We start from the raw sequence: 16,329 nt of genomic DNA, 5'->3' as shown, positions 1-16,329 counted from the left end.
GCCGAACTGATACCGGGACATACCTCGCCTCCGCCGCCGTGCAGGCGGAAGCGGTGGACGTCGGGCAGCCCGTCCCGCCCGTCCCGCCCGTACAAGGAGCACGTATGAACGCCATCGACGCACCGGGAACCACGGACCGTGTGCTTGTCATCGATGACGACCCCGGTATCAGGCGCCTGCTGATCTCGGCCCTCGGATTCGCCGGGTTCGAGGTCGACGTGGCGGGCGACCTGACCGAAGCCCTTGAGCAGGTCGCCCGCCGGCCCCCGGACGTCATCGTGCTCGACGTCATGCTCCCGGGCGCCGACGGCTTCGAGATCCTCCAACTGCTGCGCGACCGCGCCATCGACGTGCCGGTCCTCTTCCTCACCGCACGGGACGCGATCGAGGACCGCGTACGGGGACTGCGCCTGGGCGGCGACGACTACGTCACCAAACCCTTCAGCGTCGTCGAGGTCGGCGCCCGCCTCCAGGCCCTCCTCCGGCGCGCCCGCAGCGGCGCTCCGGCCGCCGAGGAGACACCGCTGCGCTGCGCGGACCTCGTGATGGACGACCCCCGTCACGAGGTCCGCCGCGCGGGCCGGCTCCTCGAACTCTCGCCCACCGAATACCGCCTGCTGCACTACCTGTTGAGCCACCAGGGCCAGGTGCTCTCCCGCGCACAGATCCTCGAAGCCGTCTGGAGTTACGACTTCGGCGGAGACACCGTCGTCGTCGAGCGCTTCGTCTCCAACCTCCGCCGCAAGGTCGACCAGGGCAACACGCCGCTGCTGCACACGGTCCGGGGCGTCGGCTACACCCTCCGGGAGCAGGCCCACCGGTGAAGCTCCGTGGCCTCCGTGGCCTCCGCCGTACGTGGTCCTTCTCCAGTGTCCGCCTGCGGCTGCTCGTCGGCCTGGCCGCCCTGCTCGTGTGCGGTCTGACGGCCAGTGCCGTCATCAGTGCCTTCCTCCTGGAGGACTTCCTGGACAGGCGTTACGAGAACACTCTCGAAACCAGTGCCGACCGGTTCAAGGAGGTCATCGAGCGAGGGCCACAGACCGCCGACGCCGATCAACTCGGCACACTCCTCGGACCTCCGCTGGGCCTCGTCGTCGTGGGCGAGGACAACAAGGTCCTGCTGAGTACCGGTTCGGCGTCCGTCGCGGCCGGAGCGGTCACCGAACTCAGCTCGACCGTGCCGGCCGGCACCATCGTCAGGTATGACGGGCACGACGAGCAGCCCGGTCTCGCGGCGATCCGTGTTCCCAGCCCTGGGCTCACGGTCGACCGCGGACCCGGCCAGGGTGTCCTGGCACCCGCCGCGCTCGTCCTCACCATCGACACCTCCGTCGACGACATCACCATCAGCGCACTCATCAAACGCCAGGTCGCCCTGGTCGGCGGCGCACTGCTCCTCCTGCTGGGACTCGCCGTCCTCGTCCTGCGCCTCGGGCTGCGGCCGCTGGCCCGCATGGCCCGTACCGCCGACGCCATCGCCGAGGGCCACCTCACGGAGCGACTGCCGACCACCCGCAACGGCAGCGAAGCCGGCCGGCTCGCCGAAGCCGTCAACCGGGCCTTCGACGCCCAGGCCCGCGCGGAGGCCACCGTGCGCTCACTGGCGGCCGACACCTCCCACGAGCTGCGCACCCCGCTGTCCACGATCTCCGGCTGGCTCGACCTGCACCGTCAGGGCGGCATCTCGGGGCCGGCCCTGGAAACAGCGCTTGAGCACATCGAGAACGAAGTGGGCCGGATGCGCCTGCTCGTCGAAGACCTCGCCCTGCTGGCACGCCTGGACGCCGGCCGGCCCGTCGAGCAGCAGGACGTCGACCTCACCGGGCTGGCCGCCGACGTCGTCGAGGACGCCCAGATCATCTATCCCCGACGCGGCATCACCATGTCACCCGCACCGTCCGCCCCCGTCGTCGGCGACGCCCACCGCCTGCAACAGGTCGTACGCAACCTCGTGGGCAACGCCGTCCAGCACACGCCCGCCCGGACCGCCGTACGGGTCGACATCGTCCGGGACCGTGACGCCGTACACCTGCGTGTCGTCGACAACGGCCCCGGCATCTCCCCGCAGGACCTGCCACGGGTCTTCGAGCGCTTCTGGCGCGCCGAGGCCAGCCGCAGCCGCGCCTACGGCGGTTCGGGTCTCGGCCTGGCCATCGTGGAAGCGATCGTGCACGCGCACCACGGCCAGGTCCATGTGCGGTCGGAAGTGGGCGTCGGCACCACTGTCACCATCCGGCTGCCGCATGCTCCCCGCGAGAGCTGACCCGTCCGACGACCCACGCCCCGTCGCCGCGCGCACCGTCGCCTGAAGCCCGCCGCGGTTTTGGCTCGGCGCAACTGGTTGACAATCCTGCTGTAGCAAATACCATCTTTGTCATAGGGGCCGGAATGCAGCGCTCGTCACCTGCCGCAGTCACCCGGAGGCAGAGCGGCGTAAGGCGGCCGAGGGGCACTTGCCATGCCGCTCACCCGCCCAGAGTCAATGCAGTCCGGTCAGGGGTCGACCCCCATCGAGGACCGCGTACTCGCAGCCGGACGCCCTCAGCATGTCGCCCGCGCGACGCACTGATCCGGCCGCATCCCACGGAGAAGTTGGCCGATTCCCTACAGCATCAGTGCTATAGCAAATAGTGGAGGATCAATGATGATCTCGCTCTCCAGAGCTTGCGCCTTGGCGGCTGCCTGCGCGGTCGTTCTGACCGCGTGCGGAGGCTCCGCGGACACCAACGGGTCGGCGACACCGACGTCCTCGGTCGATGTGGGCAAGGCGGCGCCCGTCACGCCGCTCGACGCGGCGACGATCGCCAAGGCCAAGAAGCAGGGATCGGTCCTCCTCTACACCAACGCGGACGCCGATCAGATGGCGCCGCTCACCAAGGCCTTCGAGGCGAAGTACGCCGGCATCAAGGTGCGCGTGCTGAACATGAACGACACCCAGACCTTCCAGCGCTACGCCACGGAATCCGCCACGGGCGTGCGCACCGCGGACGTCGTCATGGCCACGGACGCGGTCGAGGTACTGAAATTCGTCGGCAAGGGCAATGTCCTCGACTACACCGACCCGAACCTCAAGCACCTCCCCGACTACGCACGGCTCGCCCCCGGCGTGGTCGCCATGTCGGAGGATCCGCTCGTCGCCGTCTACAACACCGCGCTCATTCCCAAGGACAAGCAGCCCAAGGACCTCACGTCCCTCGCCGAGCTGTCCAAGTCCATCAAAGGGAAAGTCGGAGCCACCGACATCAGCAATTCCCAGTCCTTCGGCGCCGTCAGCAACTACACCGCCGAACACGGCGAAGCCGGGTGGAAGAACATCGAAGCCCTGGGCCCGAACACCGGTGTCGAGTCGGGCAACGGCAACCTGATGCAGAAGCTGGCCCAAGGGCAGTACCAGGCCACGTATTTCGTGTCCGGTTCGGTCCGAGCGCTGATCGAAGGTGAGGAGGCAGGGAAGATCCTCAACTACACGTACCTGACGGACGGAACGCCGCTGCTTCCGAGGGGTGTCGCCGTCACCAAGAAGGCGAGTTCGCCCGACGCGGGGAAGGTCTTCGTGAACTTCCTGCTGTCGGTCGAAGGACAGGAAGCCGCCTGCAAGGGCGGATTCACTCCGTATCGCGAGGGAGTCAAGTGTGCCTACGGGGTGCCGGCCATCGAAGAGGTCGTCGGCGCCGACAACATGATGCTCGGCGGTTATCCCAAGGACATCGTCAAGGACAAGCCGGCGATCATCGATCGCTGGAAGAAGGCGTACGACCGATGAGCACCACCCAACTGCGGCCGCCACCGGGCCGTACCCCTCCACCACCGGGACAGCCACCCCGCCGGCGGTGGCTGACGACCAACGCGAGTCACTACGTCCTGTGGGCCCTCGCGCTGCTGGTCATCGTCGGATCGGTGGTCCCGGTCGTGGCCGCCTCGGTGTGGTCGACCCCCCTGTACGAATCGGGCGGGCAGCTGACCTGGGACAACTTCGACGCACTGCTCACCGACCGCAGTTGGTGGACCGCGGTCACCAACTCGGTACTGTTCGCCGCCCTCAACACCGTCGGATCGATTCTGATCGGTGTGGGATGTGCGGTGTTCCTCACCCGCACCGACATTCCCGGGCGCCGTGTCCTGACGACGTTCCTGCTCGTGCCGATCGCCCTGCCCGGCCTGGTACTCATCATCGGCTGGGCCGCCATGTGGACCCCGGCCGGCTTCGCGTCCTCATGGCTGGAGACCAACACCTTCCTGAGCATGCCGGTCAACCTCTACAGCATCCCCGGCATGGCCATGGTCGCCATGAGCGTGGCCTCACCCACGGTCTTCCTGCTGTGCCGCGGCACGCTGCTGTCGATCGACCCCTCCCTGGAGGACGCCGCCCGTACGTCGGGGGCCCGCCCGCTGCGCAGTCTGCTCTCCGTCAGCCTGCCTCTGATGCGTCCCGCGATCACGAATGCGGCGTTGCTGGTCTTCGCCCTCTCGATGGAAGTCCTCGGGCTGCCACTCGTCCTGGGGTTCTCCAGCAAGATCAGCCTGATCTCCACGTATCTCTACGACCACTGGGTCAACGACGCGCAGCAGGGCCTGGTGTCCGCCGGCGCGGTGTTCCTGCTCGTCACCGTGTCCGGACTCCTCGTACTGCGCAACCGGCTCGTGGGGGACACCGCCCGCTTCACCACGACCACCGGGAAACCCACCGGCGTCCGCGTGCTCAAGCTGGGGCCCGCGCGCTGGTTCATCGCCGCCGCGATCACGTTCTTCCTGCTCGTCTTCGTGGTCGTACCACTGGCGGGCGTGTTCCTCGCGGCGTTCACCTCCATCCTGTCGCCCTTCATCTCACCGTGGAGCGTGCTGACACTCAGCAACTTCTCCGCCGTGTTCGAGAACCCGCTCTACACCAACTCGATCATCAACAGCCTCCTCATCGCCGCCGTCGGCGGGGCTCTGACGACCCTTGCCATCGCGGTGCTGTCGGTGATCGCACATCGCTCCCGTTTCCGCTTCCGCGGCTCCCTGCAACAGGGCATGCTGTGGCCGCGGATGATGCCGGCGCTCGTCACCGGCATGGCGTTCTTCTGGAGCTTCGCTCTCCTGGACAGGTCCGGAGCCATCCGCGCCAGCCTGTGGGGCATCGGCATCGCGTTCGCCGTCCGAAGTCTCGCTCTCGGCTACAGCGCCTTCTACCCGGCGCTCGCCGGTATCGGCGCCGACCTGGACAACGCCGCCCGCACCTCGGGCGCCACGTGGTGGACGGCCATGCGCACCGTCGTCCTCCGTCTCGTCGCTCCCGCCATGGGCGCCTCGTTCGTGCTGCTTTTCGTCGCCATGCTCAACGACGCCGAACCGGCGGTGTTCCTCGTCACCGACGAGACTCCCGTACTCGGCCTCACCATGCTGCAACTCGCAGCGACAAGCATCGGCGGGACCGTCGCCGCGTTGGGAGTCATCCAGATGGTCATCACCTTGGTTGTCCTTGGCGCGGGCCGCGCCCTGCTGGGGGTGCGTCCTCGTGCCTAGTCTCCACCTGAACGGGATCACCAAGAAGTTCAGCCGACACACCGCTCTGCACGAGGTGTCACTGACCGTCGAGGACGGTGAGATCTTCACCCTGCTGGGACCCAGCGGCTGCGGAAAGTCCACCACCCTCTGGTCGATCGCCGGCCTGCATCAGCCCGACTCCGGCAGCATCGCGTTCGGTGACCGCGTCGTCTTCGACCACAAACGCGTCAACGTCGAACCGGAGCACCGCAATTGCGGAGTGGTGTTCCAGTCCTACGCCATCTGGCCGCACATGTCGGTCGCGCAGAACGTCGGCTACCCCCTCAAGCTCCGTAAGACCCCCAAGGCACAACGCGACAGCCGCGTCCGGGAAGTCCTGGAACTCGTCGAACTGGGCCGCCACGCCGGCCGTTATCCCCACGAGCTGTCCGGCGGACAGCAGCAACGAGTCGCGCTTGCGCGGGCGCTCGCGCATCCGCCCGACATGCTGCTCCTGGACGAGCCGTTCTCGAACCTCGACGCCAAGCTGCGCGACCGGTCCCGGCAGTGGCTCAAGACGCTCCAGTCCCAAGTCGGCGTCACCACGGTCTTCGTGACGCACGACCAGGACGAGGCCCTGTCGGTGAGCGACCGCGTCGCCGTCATGGACCAGGGGAGGGTACGCCAGGTCGGCACCCCCACCGAGATCTACGAACACCCGGCCGACCTGTTCGTCGCCGACTTCGTCGGAACCGCGAACATCCTGCCCGCCACCGTCGTCGAGGCCGACGGAAGCCATGCGGTGATACGCGTCGAGGGCGTCGGCGAGCCGCTCAAGGTGCCGCACACCGACAAGCGGCTCGGCCCGGTGCGGATCTGCGTACGGCCCGAGAACATCGACATCCACCGCGGCGGCGGTGACGTGAGCCGGCTCGGCGACACACTCACCGCCAAGGTCGACAACCAGGCCTACCTCGGTGACCACTACCGCTACACCATCCGCATCGGCGGCACCCCGGTCATCGTGACCACCACGCGCCCGACCGCCGCCGGCGAGCTCACCGTCAGCCTTCCGCCGGAAGACATCCGCATCTTCCACGAGGAAGCCGATAGCCACGAGGAGAACCACCATGCCCCCGTCCACTGAAGCCGTCGCACGGGTCGGAGTCCTGGCGCCGTCCGGCATGCTCGGCGCCGGCTTCGACCCGGAGACCATCGAGCGCGGCCTGGCACTCGACCCGGACGTCATCGCCATCGACGGCGGCTCCACCGACTCCGGCCCCCACTACCTCGGCGCCGCTGTCGCGAAGACCACCGCCGCCGCGGTCCGCCGTGACCTGCGCATCCTCATCAAGGCAGCCGCCACCGCGGACATCCCCCTGATCGTCGGCTCCTGCGGCACCAGCGGCACCGATTCGGGCGTCGACTGGGTCGCCGGAATCGCGGAACAGATCATGGCCGAGGAAGGCCTCGACCTGAAGATCGCCCGGATCTACAGCGAACAGGAAGCCGCGTTCCTCAAGGAAGAACTCGACGCGGGCCGGGTGCACCCGCTGGCCCCGCACGGCCCCCTGCAGCCCGAAACGCTGGAAAGCTGCACGCACATCGTCGGCATGATGGGCCACGAGCCCTTCGTCGAAGCCATCCGGGCAGGCGCCCAGGTCATCCTCGCGGGGCGGGCCACCGACACCGCACTCGCCGCCGCGGTACCCATGATGCTCGGCATGCCGGGCGGACCCGCCTGGCACGCCGCCAAGGTCGTCGAATGCGGCGGACAGTGCACCACCGACCCGCGGGCCGGCGGCGTCTTCGCCACCATCGACCACAACGGCTTCGTCATCGAACCCCTCGCCGCGGCCAACGCCTGCACGCCCCTCTCGGTCGCGGCACACATGCTGTACGAGACGGCCAACCCCTACCGCATGCGGGAACCCGCGGGCACGCTGGACGTCTCCGACGCCACCTACACCGCACTCGACGAACGCCGGGTACGCGTCGAGGGATCGCGCTTCGAACCCGCCGAACAGCACACCATCAAACTCGAAGGCGCCCAGGTCACCGGCTACGAGACCGTCTCGTTCACCGGCATCCGCGACCCGTACATCACCGCCAACATCGACCGCTGGGCCGCCCTGCTGCGCCTCATCGTCACCGACCGCGTCGGTCAGACCCTCGGACTGACCGACGACGAGTACGGCCTGGACATCCGCCTCTACGGACACAACGCCATCCTGGAGGACATCGACCCCGACTCCACCCCGCCCCGGGAGGTCGGCGTCATGCTCGTCGTCAACGCACCCTCACAGGCCACCGCGACCGCCATCGCCAAGGTCGCCAACCCGCTCATGCTGCATCTCCCGCTGCCGGAGATGGAGTACCTGCCCAGCTTCGCCTTCGCGACCTCACCGGCGGAGACACCCCGCGGGGCGGCCTACGAGTTCGTCCTGAACCACGTCGTCGATGTCGACTCGGCCACCAGCATGTTCCGTACCGAATACTCCCGCGAGGTCTCCCGTGCCTGAGCACTCCAACCACCCGCCCACGCTCGGCGACTACGCGATCGAGGTCCGCTCCAAGAACGCAGGACCCTTCTGGGTCACCATGGAGACGTTCATGAAGGACAGTGCCGCCTACGCCATCGCGGCCGACGAGTCCTTCCTCAACGAGGCAGTCGTCGCCGACCTGTATCGAGTGGATGCCGCGCAGGTCCAGATCTTCCGCATTCCCGCACTGAACGTCGTGAAGATCTCCTTCCCGCGCCCCGTGACGCAGGCCAGTCTCCGCGACCGGGACATCCACGCCGGCCAGCACCACGTTCCGCTCGCCGCCCTGCGGGTGCCTGAGCCCGCCACCGCCGAACCGGTCGAACGCGACAACTGAGCCTCGCGCTCGCCTCATTCCCCTGAGTGGAGGAGAAGATCATGACGCAGGAATCGATCCGGAGCAGCGATCCCTCGACCGCCCCCTTGACCGCCCCCCTGGCCGACCCGCTGAGTTGGCAGGACCTCGTGCCCATTCCGGAAGAGAAGCTGATTTTCCGGCTCCCCACCGAGTTCAGTGATCCGGCCGTCGAACGGCGTCACCGCAAGGAGCGGCTGGCCGGCGCACTGCGCATCTTCGGCCGGTTCGGATTCGAGGAAGGCGTCGCCGGCCACATCACCGCGCGCGATCCGGAATTCCCCGATCACTTCTGGGTCAACCCGTTCGGCGTGTCCTTCAAGCAGGTCAGGGTCAGCGACCTGCTGCTCGTCAACCACTCGGGGGACGTCGTCCAGGGACGGCACCGGGTGAACCGGGCGGCCTTCGCCATCCACGCGGCGGTGCACGCGGCCCGGCCCGACGCGATCGGCGCCGCCCACAGCCACTCGGTGTACGGCAAGGCCCTGTCGGCGACAGGCCAGCAGCTTGAGCCGCTCACCCAGGACGCCTGTGCGTTCTACGAGGACCACGGCTGCTACGAGGACTACTCGGGCGTGGCCAACGACCCGGAAGAGGGCCGGCGTATCGCCGAGGCGCTCGGCGGATACAAGGCGGTCATCCTGCGGAACCATGGGCTGCTCACCGCGGCGGGCTCCGTCGACGCAGCCGCGTACTGGTTCATCACCATGGAACGATCGGCTCAGGCCCAGCTCGCCGCCAAGGCGGCGGGACCCACGATCCAGATCCCGCACGAAGAGGCGAAGTTCACCTACGGGCAGGTCGGCTTCGACCTGGCGGGCTGGTTCCAGTTCCAGCCGCTCTTCGACCAGATCTCACGTACGGACCCGGATCTCTTCGAGTAGAGCTTGCTGACGGTCCGGGCGATGCCGGGTGGGAAGGGCTGAGACCCTTCCCACCCATTCCACCCTTCCCACCCTTCCCGCTCGGCCCCGACGGGCGTCGTCGGCGGTTACTTGACGGTGACGCTGACGGCGAACCGGGCCCGCCCCTCCAGCGCGGCCACGAGCTCGGCGGCGCCCGCCAGACCCGCTGCCCGGCGGGCCTGCGCGGTCTGGCCCGCGAGGTGCGAGTAGACGGTGATTCCCTCGACGCCTCGCAGCGGACTCTCCGCGGGGAGGGGTTCCTGCGGCACCACGTCGAGCGCCGCGCCCGCGATGGTGCCCCTGCGGACCGCGTCTGCGAGCGCCTCCTCGTCGACGACGGCCCCGCGCGCGGTGTTGATGAGCACGGCCGTCGCCTTCATCCCCGCGAAGGCGGAAGCGCCGAACAGCGCCCGGGTCCTGTCGGTCAGCGCCGTGTGGATCGACACGTAGTCGGACACGGCCAGCAGTTCGGCGAAGGGCACGAACCGGACCGCGGGGTCGTCGCGCAGCCCCTCCGGGACACCGGTGGTGCACACCACCTCCATCCCGAACGCCCGGGCCAGCGGTACGACGGCGCGAGCGGCAGCACCGTAGCCGACCAGGCCGAGGGTCGCGCCGCGCAGCTCGTGACCGTCCTCGCGCGGCCACCTCCCGGCGAACACGCCCGTGGCGCTCTCGACGAGGCGACGAGCCGAAGCGAGCAGCAGGCCCAGCGTGTACTCGGCCACGGCGTTCGCGTTGATGCCGGGCAGGTTGCTCACGCTGATGCCGAGCCGGTTCGCGGCCTCGATGTCGACGGAGTCGTATCCGACACCGGTACGTACCACCACGCGCAGCCGCGGAACGCGGGCGAGGACGTGGGCGGTCAGGGGCTCGTTCGCGACGAGCGCCGCGTCGATCCCGGCGAGCGCGGACACGAGTTCCTCCGGATCGCGTCGTCCGACCAGCGGGGCGTGGCGCGTGTCGAGACCGGCGGCCCGGAAGTACTCGTCGACCTCGTCGCCGGGGCGCAGGTAGTCAGTGGTGATCAGGACGCGCGGCACGTTCTTCCTCTTCTTTCTGCCTCTTCTTTTGTCTTCTTTCATCTCCGGAGCGGATCCGCCGGTCACGAGGCCACCCGTCCTCGGGACCGGTCCGTGCGGCCGATCTGCCGGGCGACGGCCGATCCCAGCGCCGTTGTCGTCCCGCTGCCGCCGAGGTCGGGGGTGACGACGTCCGGCTGCTGCTCCAGGACCGACTCGATGGCGGCGACGGTGTCCGCCGCGGCCGCGGCCTCGCCCAGATGCTCCAGCATCATCGCGCCGCTCCAGATCTGCCCGACCGGGTTGGCGATGCCACGCCCCGCGATGTCCGGGGCCGACCCGTGGACGGGCTCGAACAGGCTCGGATGGGTCCGTTCCGGGTTGATGTTCGCACTCGGAGCTATCCCGATCGTGCCGGTGCAGGCCGGACCCAGGTCGGAGAGGATGTCGCCGAACAGGTTGCTCGCGACAACGACGTCGTACCGGTCGGGCCGCAGCACGAATTTGGCCGCCAGGATGTCGATGTGGTCCTTGTCGGCGGTCACCTGCGGATAGCGCAGCGCCATCTCGCTCGCCCGCTCGTCCCAGTACGGCATGGATATCGAGATCCCGTTGCTCTTGGTCGCCCAGGTCAGGTGTCTGCGCGGTCGTGCGGCGGCGAGTTCGAAGGCGTAGCGCAGCACCCGGTCGACGCCGATCCGGGTCATCACGGTCTCCTGCAGTACGGTCTCGCGCTCGGTGCCCTCGAAGATCCGCCCGCCGATGCTGGAGTACTCGCCCTCGGTGTTCTCGCGTACCACGTAGAAGTCGATGTCTCCCGGCCCGTGGTCGCGCAGGGGACCGCGCACTCCCCGCAGCAGGCGCACCGGCCGCAGGTTGACGTACTGGTCGAACCCGCGCCGCAGTTGCAGAAGGCTGCCCCACAGCGACACATGGTCGGGAACGACCTCGGGCCACCCGACCGCGCCGAAGAAGATCGCGTCGAAGCCGCCCATCACCTCGCGCCAGTCCTTCGGCATCATCTCCCCGTGGCGCACCCAGTAGTCCGCGCTGGCGAAGTCGAACTCCTCCACGTCCAGTACGAAGTCGTACGCGTCGGCCGCCGCGCGCAGGCACCGCAGCCCTTCGGGTACGACTTCCCGGCCTATGCCGTCCCCGGGCACGGCGGCGATGCGGTAACGCTGTGGCACGACTGCGGCTCCTCGCTCGACTCGCCGAGTACGCCGGTCCGGCCGGCTCAGCGACTCTCCACTCTGGGCCTCGGCTCGGGCGGCCACAACAGGCCCCCGGGAAACCTATGCTTTCCGTGGCAGAAAGACTTGCCGGACCGGAGGCCCGTATGAAGATGTCCGTCGACGACCTGAAGTTCTTCCAGGTCGTGGCAGCCAGCGAAACGCTCACGGCCGCGTCACGCCAACTCGGCTGGTCGCTTCCCGTGGTCAGCAAGCGGCTGAGCGCACTTGAGGGGCGCCTCGACGTGCGACTCGTCCAGCGGGGCACCCGCAGGCTGGTGCTGACCTCGGAGGGCTCCTTGTACGCGAGCGGGCTCGACTCGATCCTCGACCGGCTCCGCGAGTTGGAGGAGCTGGTGACGGACCGCTCCGGGGAACTGCGTGGTTCCCTGGTCGTCCAGGCCACTCTCGGCCTCGGCCGTGCCCATGTGGCTCCGCTGCTGGCGGAGTTCGCCGCGTCGCATCCCCAGCTACAGGTGCAGCTGCACACCTCGGCGCTGCCTCTGCGGCCGCACCGGCGGACGTTCGACGTGGCCGTTCACGTGGGAAGTCCGCCGGACTCCTCGCTGCGGATGCGCCGGCTCGCGGAGAACCGTCGGGTGCCGTGCGCGGCGCCCTCGTACCTGGAGCGGCACGGCGCGCCCACGCGCGTCGAGGATCTCGCGCGGCACGACTGCATCGTGCTGCGCGAGAACGAGGCGGACTACGCGCTCTGGCGATTCGGTGACCTCAGCGATCCGCGCCACGTCCGGGTGCGCGGCCCCCTGTCGAGCAACGACGGGGATGTCGTGACCCAATGGGCCCTGGAGGGCCGGGGCGTGATCATGCGTTCCGAATGGCACGTCCGCCCGCATGTCGAGCGCGGGGAGCTGGTCCGGGTGCTCCCGCACATCCCGACGCCCGCGGCCGACATCTATGCCTTGCTGGAGGACGACGGACACGTTCCCCGGCGCGTGACCGAGCTGATCGAGCACCTCGCGGCCCGTATGCCGGGTCGGTTGGGACGGTCGGCCTGAGGCGTCGGTTTCCTTACGGGAAAGCTTTGGTTGCGTATTAGCGGCGTTCGCCTGGGCCACGTCGCGTCCGCCCGCGTCGTGCGGCCCACACCATGCGCTCGGTCCGTACGGTCAGGTCGTCGCGGCGCAGAATGCTGTGGGCGCTGTCGGTGTCGAGCAACCGGTCGAGAGCGGCCAGGTCCTCGGCCGTCAGTGGCGTGGCGGTCGCGGCGACGCCGCCACGCATGCGGCGCAGGCTGCCGAGTGCGTAGCGGCCGACCGCGTCGGTGCGGGACGGGCCGAGGTTCACGGTGATGGTGCGTTCGCTCTCGACGGTGAAGCCGGCGGCGGTCAGCTCGGGTCCCCAGTCGGCGCCACGGTGGGGCAGCCGCTCGGCGTGGTGGTGGTCGAGTGCGGCGTGACAGCGTTCCTCCAGGCCGGGCCGGTCGGCCGGCGCGTCCTCCGGCAGGAAACGCGGGAAGCCCGCCAGTTCGACGAGGGCGAGGAGACCGCCCGGTGCGAGCGTGTCGTGGATCCGGCGCAGGGTGCGGTCGGGGTCGGCCATGTGGTGCAGGGAGGCCGACGCCCATACGAGTTCGGGTGTGCCGAGTTCGGGCCAGGCCGTGTCGAGGTCGGCCCGGACGGTGTGCACCCGGTCGGCGAGCCCTTCCGCCTCGGCCTTGTCGAGCAGGCGGCGCAGGTGACCGGTCGAGGCGTCCACGGCGGTCACCCGGGCCTGCGGGAAGTGCTTGAGCAGGGTGAGAGTGCCGGCTCCGGTCCCGCAGCCCAGATCCACGACGTGCCGAACTGTGGTCCTGACGGGCAGCCATGCGGCGATGGCGGAGTTGTGCTCGGCGAGGACCTCGGCGTCCAGGTCGAGGAGTTCCGCCTGACCGTCGGCGTCGTGCTCCTGCCCGTGCGCGGTGTGCGGGGATACGTGTGTCATGGCGTCCACGCTAAGAGGATCACCGGGTCGTGGCGTGGTCGCTTTCGTACGACGCAAGACGACGGCTGCCGGGAGTGCCGCACGGGCAAGTCGATGCTGTCGCGCTGCGCTCGCCTCACGGCGAGGTGCGGCCGGCGACCCCCGCGCCCTCGTTGCGTTGGTGCCCGCGGCGGGCGTCGCGGTCGAAGATGCCCAGGATCTCGCACGGGCCGCCCTCGGCGCCGATGGCATGCGGAAGCATGGTGGGGAACTCCGCGGCCTGGTTGGTCTCCACCCGAAGACGCCGGTTGCCCAGCAGCAGGACCGCGGTGCCGGAGAGCACGACGAGCCATTCACGGCCGGGATGGGCGCGCATGCGTGAAGGACTGTCGGGCGGGGGATCGGTCATGCGCTGACGCATGACCGTCATGCCCGGGTCCGCCCGCAGGGGCCACCGCATCAACTGGTGGGCGGTGTCGATCATCGGGCTGGTGATGACGTCGTCCGTCGCTGTCTCGACGAGCTGATCGAGTGACGTGTCCAGCGCGCGGGCGAGGGTGACGAGCTGGTCCAGTGCCAGGCGGCGCTGACCGGTCTCGATCCGGCTGAGTGTGGAGGGGCTGAGCCGGGCCCGGGCGGCCAGCTCGTCGAGGGACCAGCCCTGGGCCACCCGCAGCGCACGGATCCGCTTGCGTACCAGGCTGTCCAGCTCACCGTCGTCTTGCGTCATGGGCAAGAGTGTATGCCCACGACGCAAAGCGTGCTTAGTGTGGGACGCCGAAGCACCAGCTCAGAGGCCTGGTGCGGATGCGCTGCGCCACGACGTCATTGTGCACGCCGCGCGACGGCCCCGCCCGTTCGTCCGTTGCCCAGGCCGAATTCTCTTCCGTGCCAACCGAAAGGTCCCCATGAGTACGAACCGGCCGAGCGTCCCGCACCCGAACGGGGAGGACCGAAGCATCCAGGACCCGCGACGGCGCCGCGCGATCCTGATCGCGGTCTGTATTGCTCTCATGGCCGTCATCGCTTCGGTGTCCGGGCTGAACGTCGCCCAGCCGGAGATGGCCCTCGCGTTCGACGCCTCGCAGAGCACGGTCCTGTGGATCATCAACATCTACACCATCACCCTGGCCGCGCTGCTCCTGCCGCTCGGCGCGATCGGTGACCGCCTGGGCCGCAAACCGGTGCTGATCGCCGGCCTGACCGTCTTCGGCGGAGCCAGTGCGGTCGCCGGCCTCGCCACGTCGACCGAAGTCATGCTCGCGGCCCGCTTCCTGAGCGGTGCGGGCGCGGCGATGATCATGCCGGTCACCCTCGCCGTCATCACCTCGTCCTTCCCGGCGGAGGAGCGCTCCCGGGCCATCGGTGTGTGGACGGGTGTCGCCGGTGGCGGTGGTGTGCTGGGTATGTTCCTGTCGGCCGCCCTGGTCGACGTGGCGACCTGGAGGTGGCTCTTCGTACTGCCCGTCGTGCTCGTCCTCGTGGCCATCGCCATGACGCTTCGCTCCGTACCCGACTCGCGGGACGAGGCCCGGCACCCGTTCGACACGGTCGGCTCACTGACCTCCGTCGTCGCCGTGGTCGGGCTCATCTTCGTCCTCCAAGAGGGTCCCGAGCGAGGCTGGACCGCGCCCCTGACGCTGCTGAGTCTCTTCGTCGGTGTCGCCGCCGCCGTCGGTTTCGTCGCCTGGGAACTGCGTCGGGATGCTCCGCTCCTCGATGTCCGCCTGTTCCGCGAGCGAGGTCTGGCAAGCGGCTCCGTGGCGCTCCTCGTGGTCTTCGGTGTGCTGGCGGGAATCTTCGTGGTTCTCTTTCCGTACTTCCAGGCGGTGCTCGGCTGGTCCGGGCTTCGCTCCACCCTGGCGCTCATGCCCATGGCGCTGCTGATGATGGTGGCCTCCGGGCTCGCCCCACGCGTGGCCGAACGCGTCGGGAGCCGGCCGACCATGGCGGCCGGAATCCTGCTGGGCGCCGCGGGCCTGGCCGTCATGGCCACATTCGTCTCCGTCGACGGCGGCTACCTCTCGGTGCTTCCCGGCATGCTCGCCATGGGATTCGGCATAGGTCTGACGATGACACCGTCCACCGAGGCCATCACCGGTGCCCTGCCCCGCGAGCGGCAAGGCGTCGCGTCCGCACTCAACGATGTCACCAGGGAGTTCGGCACCGCGCTGGGTGTTGCGATGCTCGGGGCGCTCGTGTCCGCCGGCTACCGCAGCGCCATCGACTCCCGGCTCGACGCCGTTCCGCGGGACGCCGCCGACAACGCCCGCGAAGGCGTCGCGAACGCCGTCGCGGCCGCCGACACCGCGGGTCCGCACGGGCAGGAGCTGATCCGAGCCGCCCAGGAGTCGTTCGTCGAGGGCTGGCAGCAGGCCATGTGGGCCGGAACCGTTGTCATGGTTCTCCTGTTCGTCCACATCCTCGTGCGAGGTCCGAAGGGCCCGGCACCCATACCGGCGAGCGAAGCGGAAGCGGTCGACACCACCGCCCCGTGACGCCTGTTCCGGTGCGGGAGTGCCTGAACGGGTACTCGGCTGACGGACACGTAGGAGGGGGGCGGGACACATACGAAGGGGCATGCGAGATGCACATTGATCTGACCGGGCGCACCGCGTTGGTCACCGGCTCCACCCAGGGCATCGGGGAGGCGATCGCCGCCGGTCTCGCCGGCGCCGGCGCCCGCGTCGCCGTCAACGGCCGTGACGCACGGCGGGCCGAGGAGAGCGCCGCTCGACTGGCCGAGCGGGTTCCCGGCTCCGATGTGCTGCCCGTGGCGGCGGACGTGAGCACCGAAGAAGGAGCGTCGCGGGTGGTGGACGCGCTGCCGCGGGTGGACATCCTCGTCAACAACCTCGGGATCTTCGGGTCCGCGGACCCGCTGGA

The 16,329-nt window shown here is 69.2% G+C and carries 15 protein-coding genes; 11 read left to right on the top strand and 4 right to left on the bottom strand.

The features are described 5' to 3' along the window. Window positions 1-104: 104 nt before the first annotated feature. From AOK01_RS12030 to AOK01_RS11995, 8 genes are all read left to right on the top strand, one after another. The gene (locus AOK01_RS12030) at window positions 105-824 is read left to right on the top strand and encodes a response regulator transcription factor (protein ID WP_055510960.1); all 720 of its coding nucleotides are present in this window, start codon (window positions 105-107) and stop codon (window positions 822-824) included. Then, the gene (locus AOK01_RS12025) at window positions 821-2,263 is read left to right on the top strand and encodes a sensor histidine kinase (protein ID WP_055510959.1); all 1,443 of its coding nucleotides are present in this window, start codon (window positions 821-823) and stop codon (window positions 2,261-2,263) included. The genes AOK01_RS12030 and AOK01_RS12025 overlap by 4 nt, the downstream gene beginning before the upstream one ends. Window positions 2,264-2,641: 378 nt before the next feature. Beyond that, complete coding sequence (locus AOK01_RS12020) at window positions 2,642-3,763, top strand: ABC transporter substrate-binding protein (RefSeq protein ID WP_079103357.1); 1,122 nt, start codon at window positions 2,642-2,644, stop codon at window positions 3,761-3,763. Further along, window positions 3,760-5,505, top strand: a complete 1,746-nt coding sequence (locus tag AOK01_RS12015) for an ABC transporter permease (protein WP_055510957.1) — start codon at window positions 3,760-3,762, stop codon at window positions 5,503-5,505. Before AOK01_RS12020 ends, AOK01_RS12015 begins: the two co-directional genes overlap by 4 nt. Continuing rightward, a complete protein-coding gene (locus tag AOK01_RS12010; RefSeq protein WP_055511000.1) occupies window positions 5,498-6,613 on the top strand; it encodes an ABC transporter ATP-binding protein in 1,116 nt (371 codons plus the stop codon). Before AOK01_RS12015 ends, AOK01_RS12010 begins: the two co-directional genes overlap by 8 nt. Continuing rightward, window positions 6,597-7,988, top strand: a complete 1,392-nt coding sequence (locus AOK01_RS12005) for an acyclic terpene utilization AtuA family protein (protein ID WP_055510956.1) — start codon at window positions 6,597-6,599, stop codon at window positions 7,986-7,988. The genes AOK01_RS12010 and AOK01_RS12005 overlap by 17 nt, the downstream gene beginning before the upstream one ends. Then, window positions 7,981-8,346 carry a DUF4387 domain-containing protein gene (locus tag AOK01_RS12000; protein ID WP_055510955.1) on the top strand — a complete coding sequence of 122 codons (366 nt, stop codon included), beginning with the start codon at window positions 7,981-7,983 and terminating at the stop codon, window positions 8,344-8,346. Before AOK01_RS12005 ends, AOK01_RS12000 begins: the two co-directional genes overlap by 8 nt. A gap of 41 nt (window positions 8,347-8,387) precedes the next feature. Then, window positions 8,388-9,248 carry a class II aldolase/adducin family protein gene (locus tag AOK01_RS11995; protein ID WP_079103362.1) on the top strand — a complete coding sequence of 287 codons (861 nt, stop codon included), beginning with the start codon at window positions 8,388-8,390 and terminating at the stop codon, window positions 9,246-9,248. A 107-nt stretch (window positions 9,249-9,355) separates the two neighbouring features. Here AOK01_RS11995 and AOK01_RS11990 read toward each other — a convergent pair whose 3' ends face one another. Then, window positions 9,356-10,312 (bottom strand): NAD(P)-dependent oxidoreductase, encoded by a 957-nt coding sequence (locus tag AOK01_RS11990; RefSeq protein ID WP_055510954.1) that lies wholly within the window; start codon window positions 10,310-10,312, stop codon window positions 9,356-9,358. A gap of 62 nt (window positions 10,313-10,374) precedes the next feature. Beyond that, entirely contained in the window at window positions 10,375-11,481 is a 1,107-nt protein-coding gene (locus tag AOK01_RS11985; protein WP_055510953.1) for a tartrate dehydrogenase, read from the bottom strand. A gap of 116 nt (window positions 11,482-11,597) precedes the next feature. Between AOK01_RS11985 and AOK01_RS11980 the strand changes: the two genes are divergently transcribed. After that, entirely contained in the window at window positions 11,598-12,539 is a 942-nt protein-coding gene (locus AOK01_RS11980; protein WP_245702216.1) for a LysR family transcriptional regulator, read from the top strand. 37 nt (window positions 12,540-12,576) lie between these two features. Here the strand turns inward: AOK01_RS11980 and AOK01_RS11975 are convergent, their stop codons facing one another. Together AOK01_RS11975 and AOK01_RS11970 are read right to left on the bottom strand one after the other, a co-directional pair. Beyond that, window positions 12,577-13,464 carry a class I SAM-dependent methyltransferase gene (locus AOK01_RS11975; protein WP_055510952.1) on the bottom strand — a complete coding sequence of 296 codons (888 nt, stop codon included), beginning with the start codon at window positions 13,462-13,464 and terminating at the stop codon, window positions 12,577-12,579. Window positions 13,465-13,579: 115 nt separating this feature from the next. Further along, a complete protein-coding gene (locus AOK01_RS11970; protein ID WP_055510951.1) occupies window positions 13,580-14,173 on the bottom strand; it encodes a helix-turn-helix domain-containing protein in 594 nt (197 codons plus the stop codon). A gap of 178 nt (window positions 14,174-14,351) precedes the next feature. On the opposite strand from AOK01_RS11970, the gene AOK01_RS11965 reads away from it, so the two are divergent. Next, window positions 14,352-15,941 (top strand): MFS transporter, encoded by a 1,590-nt coding sequence (locus AOK01_RS11965; RefSeq protein ID WP_055510950.1) that lies wholly within the window; start codon window positions 14,352-14,354, stop codon window positions 15,939-15,941. An 89-nt stretch (window positions 15,942-16,030) separates the two neighbouring features. Further along, window positions 16,031-16,329, top strand: a 299-nt coding sequence (locus tag AOK01_RS11960) for an SDR family NAD(P)-dependent oxidoreductase (protein WP_157871273.1), incomplete at its 3' end; no start/stop codon positions are given.

This window comes from Streptomyces aurantiacus, assembly GCF_001418335.1.
In the GTDB taxonomy this organism is placed as follows: domain Bacteria; phylum Actinomycetota; class Actinomycetes; order Streptomycetales; family Streptomycetaceae; genus Streptomyces; species Streptomyces aurantiacus.
The sequence above is the reverse complement of the archived record's forward strand: the minus strand, read 5'-3'. Positions and strand labels throughout refer to the sequence as shown.

Excerpts from the sequence above, each read along its gene's own strand:
- AOK01_RS12005 (WP_055510956.1), top strand. The coding sequence starts at position 6,597 with ATGCCCCCGTCCACTGAAGCCGTCGCACGGGTCGGAGTCCTGGCGCCG.
- AOK01_RS11965 (WP_055510950.1), top strand. The coding sequence starts at position 14,352 with ATGAGTACGAACCGGCCGAGCGTCCCGCACCCGAACGGGGAGGACCGA.
- AOK01_RS11970 (WP_055510951.1), bottom strand. The coding sequence starts at position 14,173 with ATGACGCAAGACGACGGTGAGCTGGACAGCCTGGTACGCAAGCGGATC.
- AOK01_RS12015 (WP_055510957.1), top strand. The coding sequence starts at position 3,760 with ATGAGCACCACCCAACTGCGGCCGCCACCGGGCCGTACCCCTCCACCA.
- AOK01_RS11975 (WP_055510952.1), bottom strand. The coding sequence starts at position 13,464 with ATGACACACGTATCCCCGCACACCGCGCACGGGCAGGAGCACGACGCC.
- AOK01_RS12030 (WP_055510960.1), top strand. The coding sequence starts at position 105 with ATGAACGCCATCGACGCACCGGGAACCACGGACCGTGTGCTTGTCATC.
- AOK01_RS11995 (WP_079103362.1), top strand. The coding sequence starts at position 8,388 with ATGACGCAGGAATCGATCCGGAGCAGCGATCCCTCGACCGCCCCCTTG.
- AOK01_RS12020 (WP_079103357.1), top strand. The coding sequence starts at position 2,642 with ATGATGATCTCGCTCTCCAGAGCTTGCGCCTTGGCGGCTGCCTGCGCG.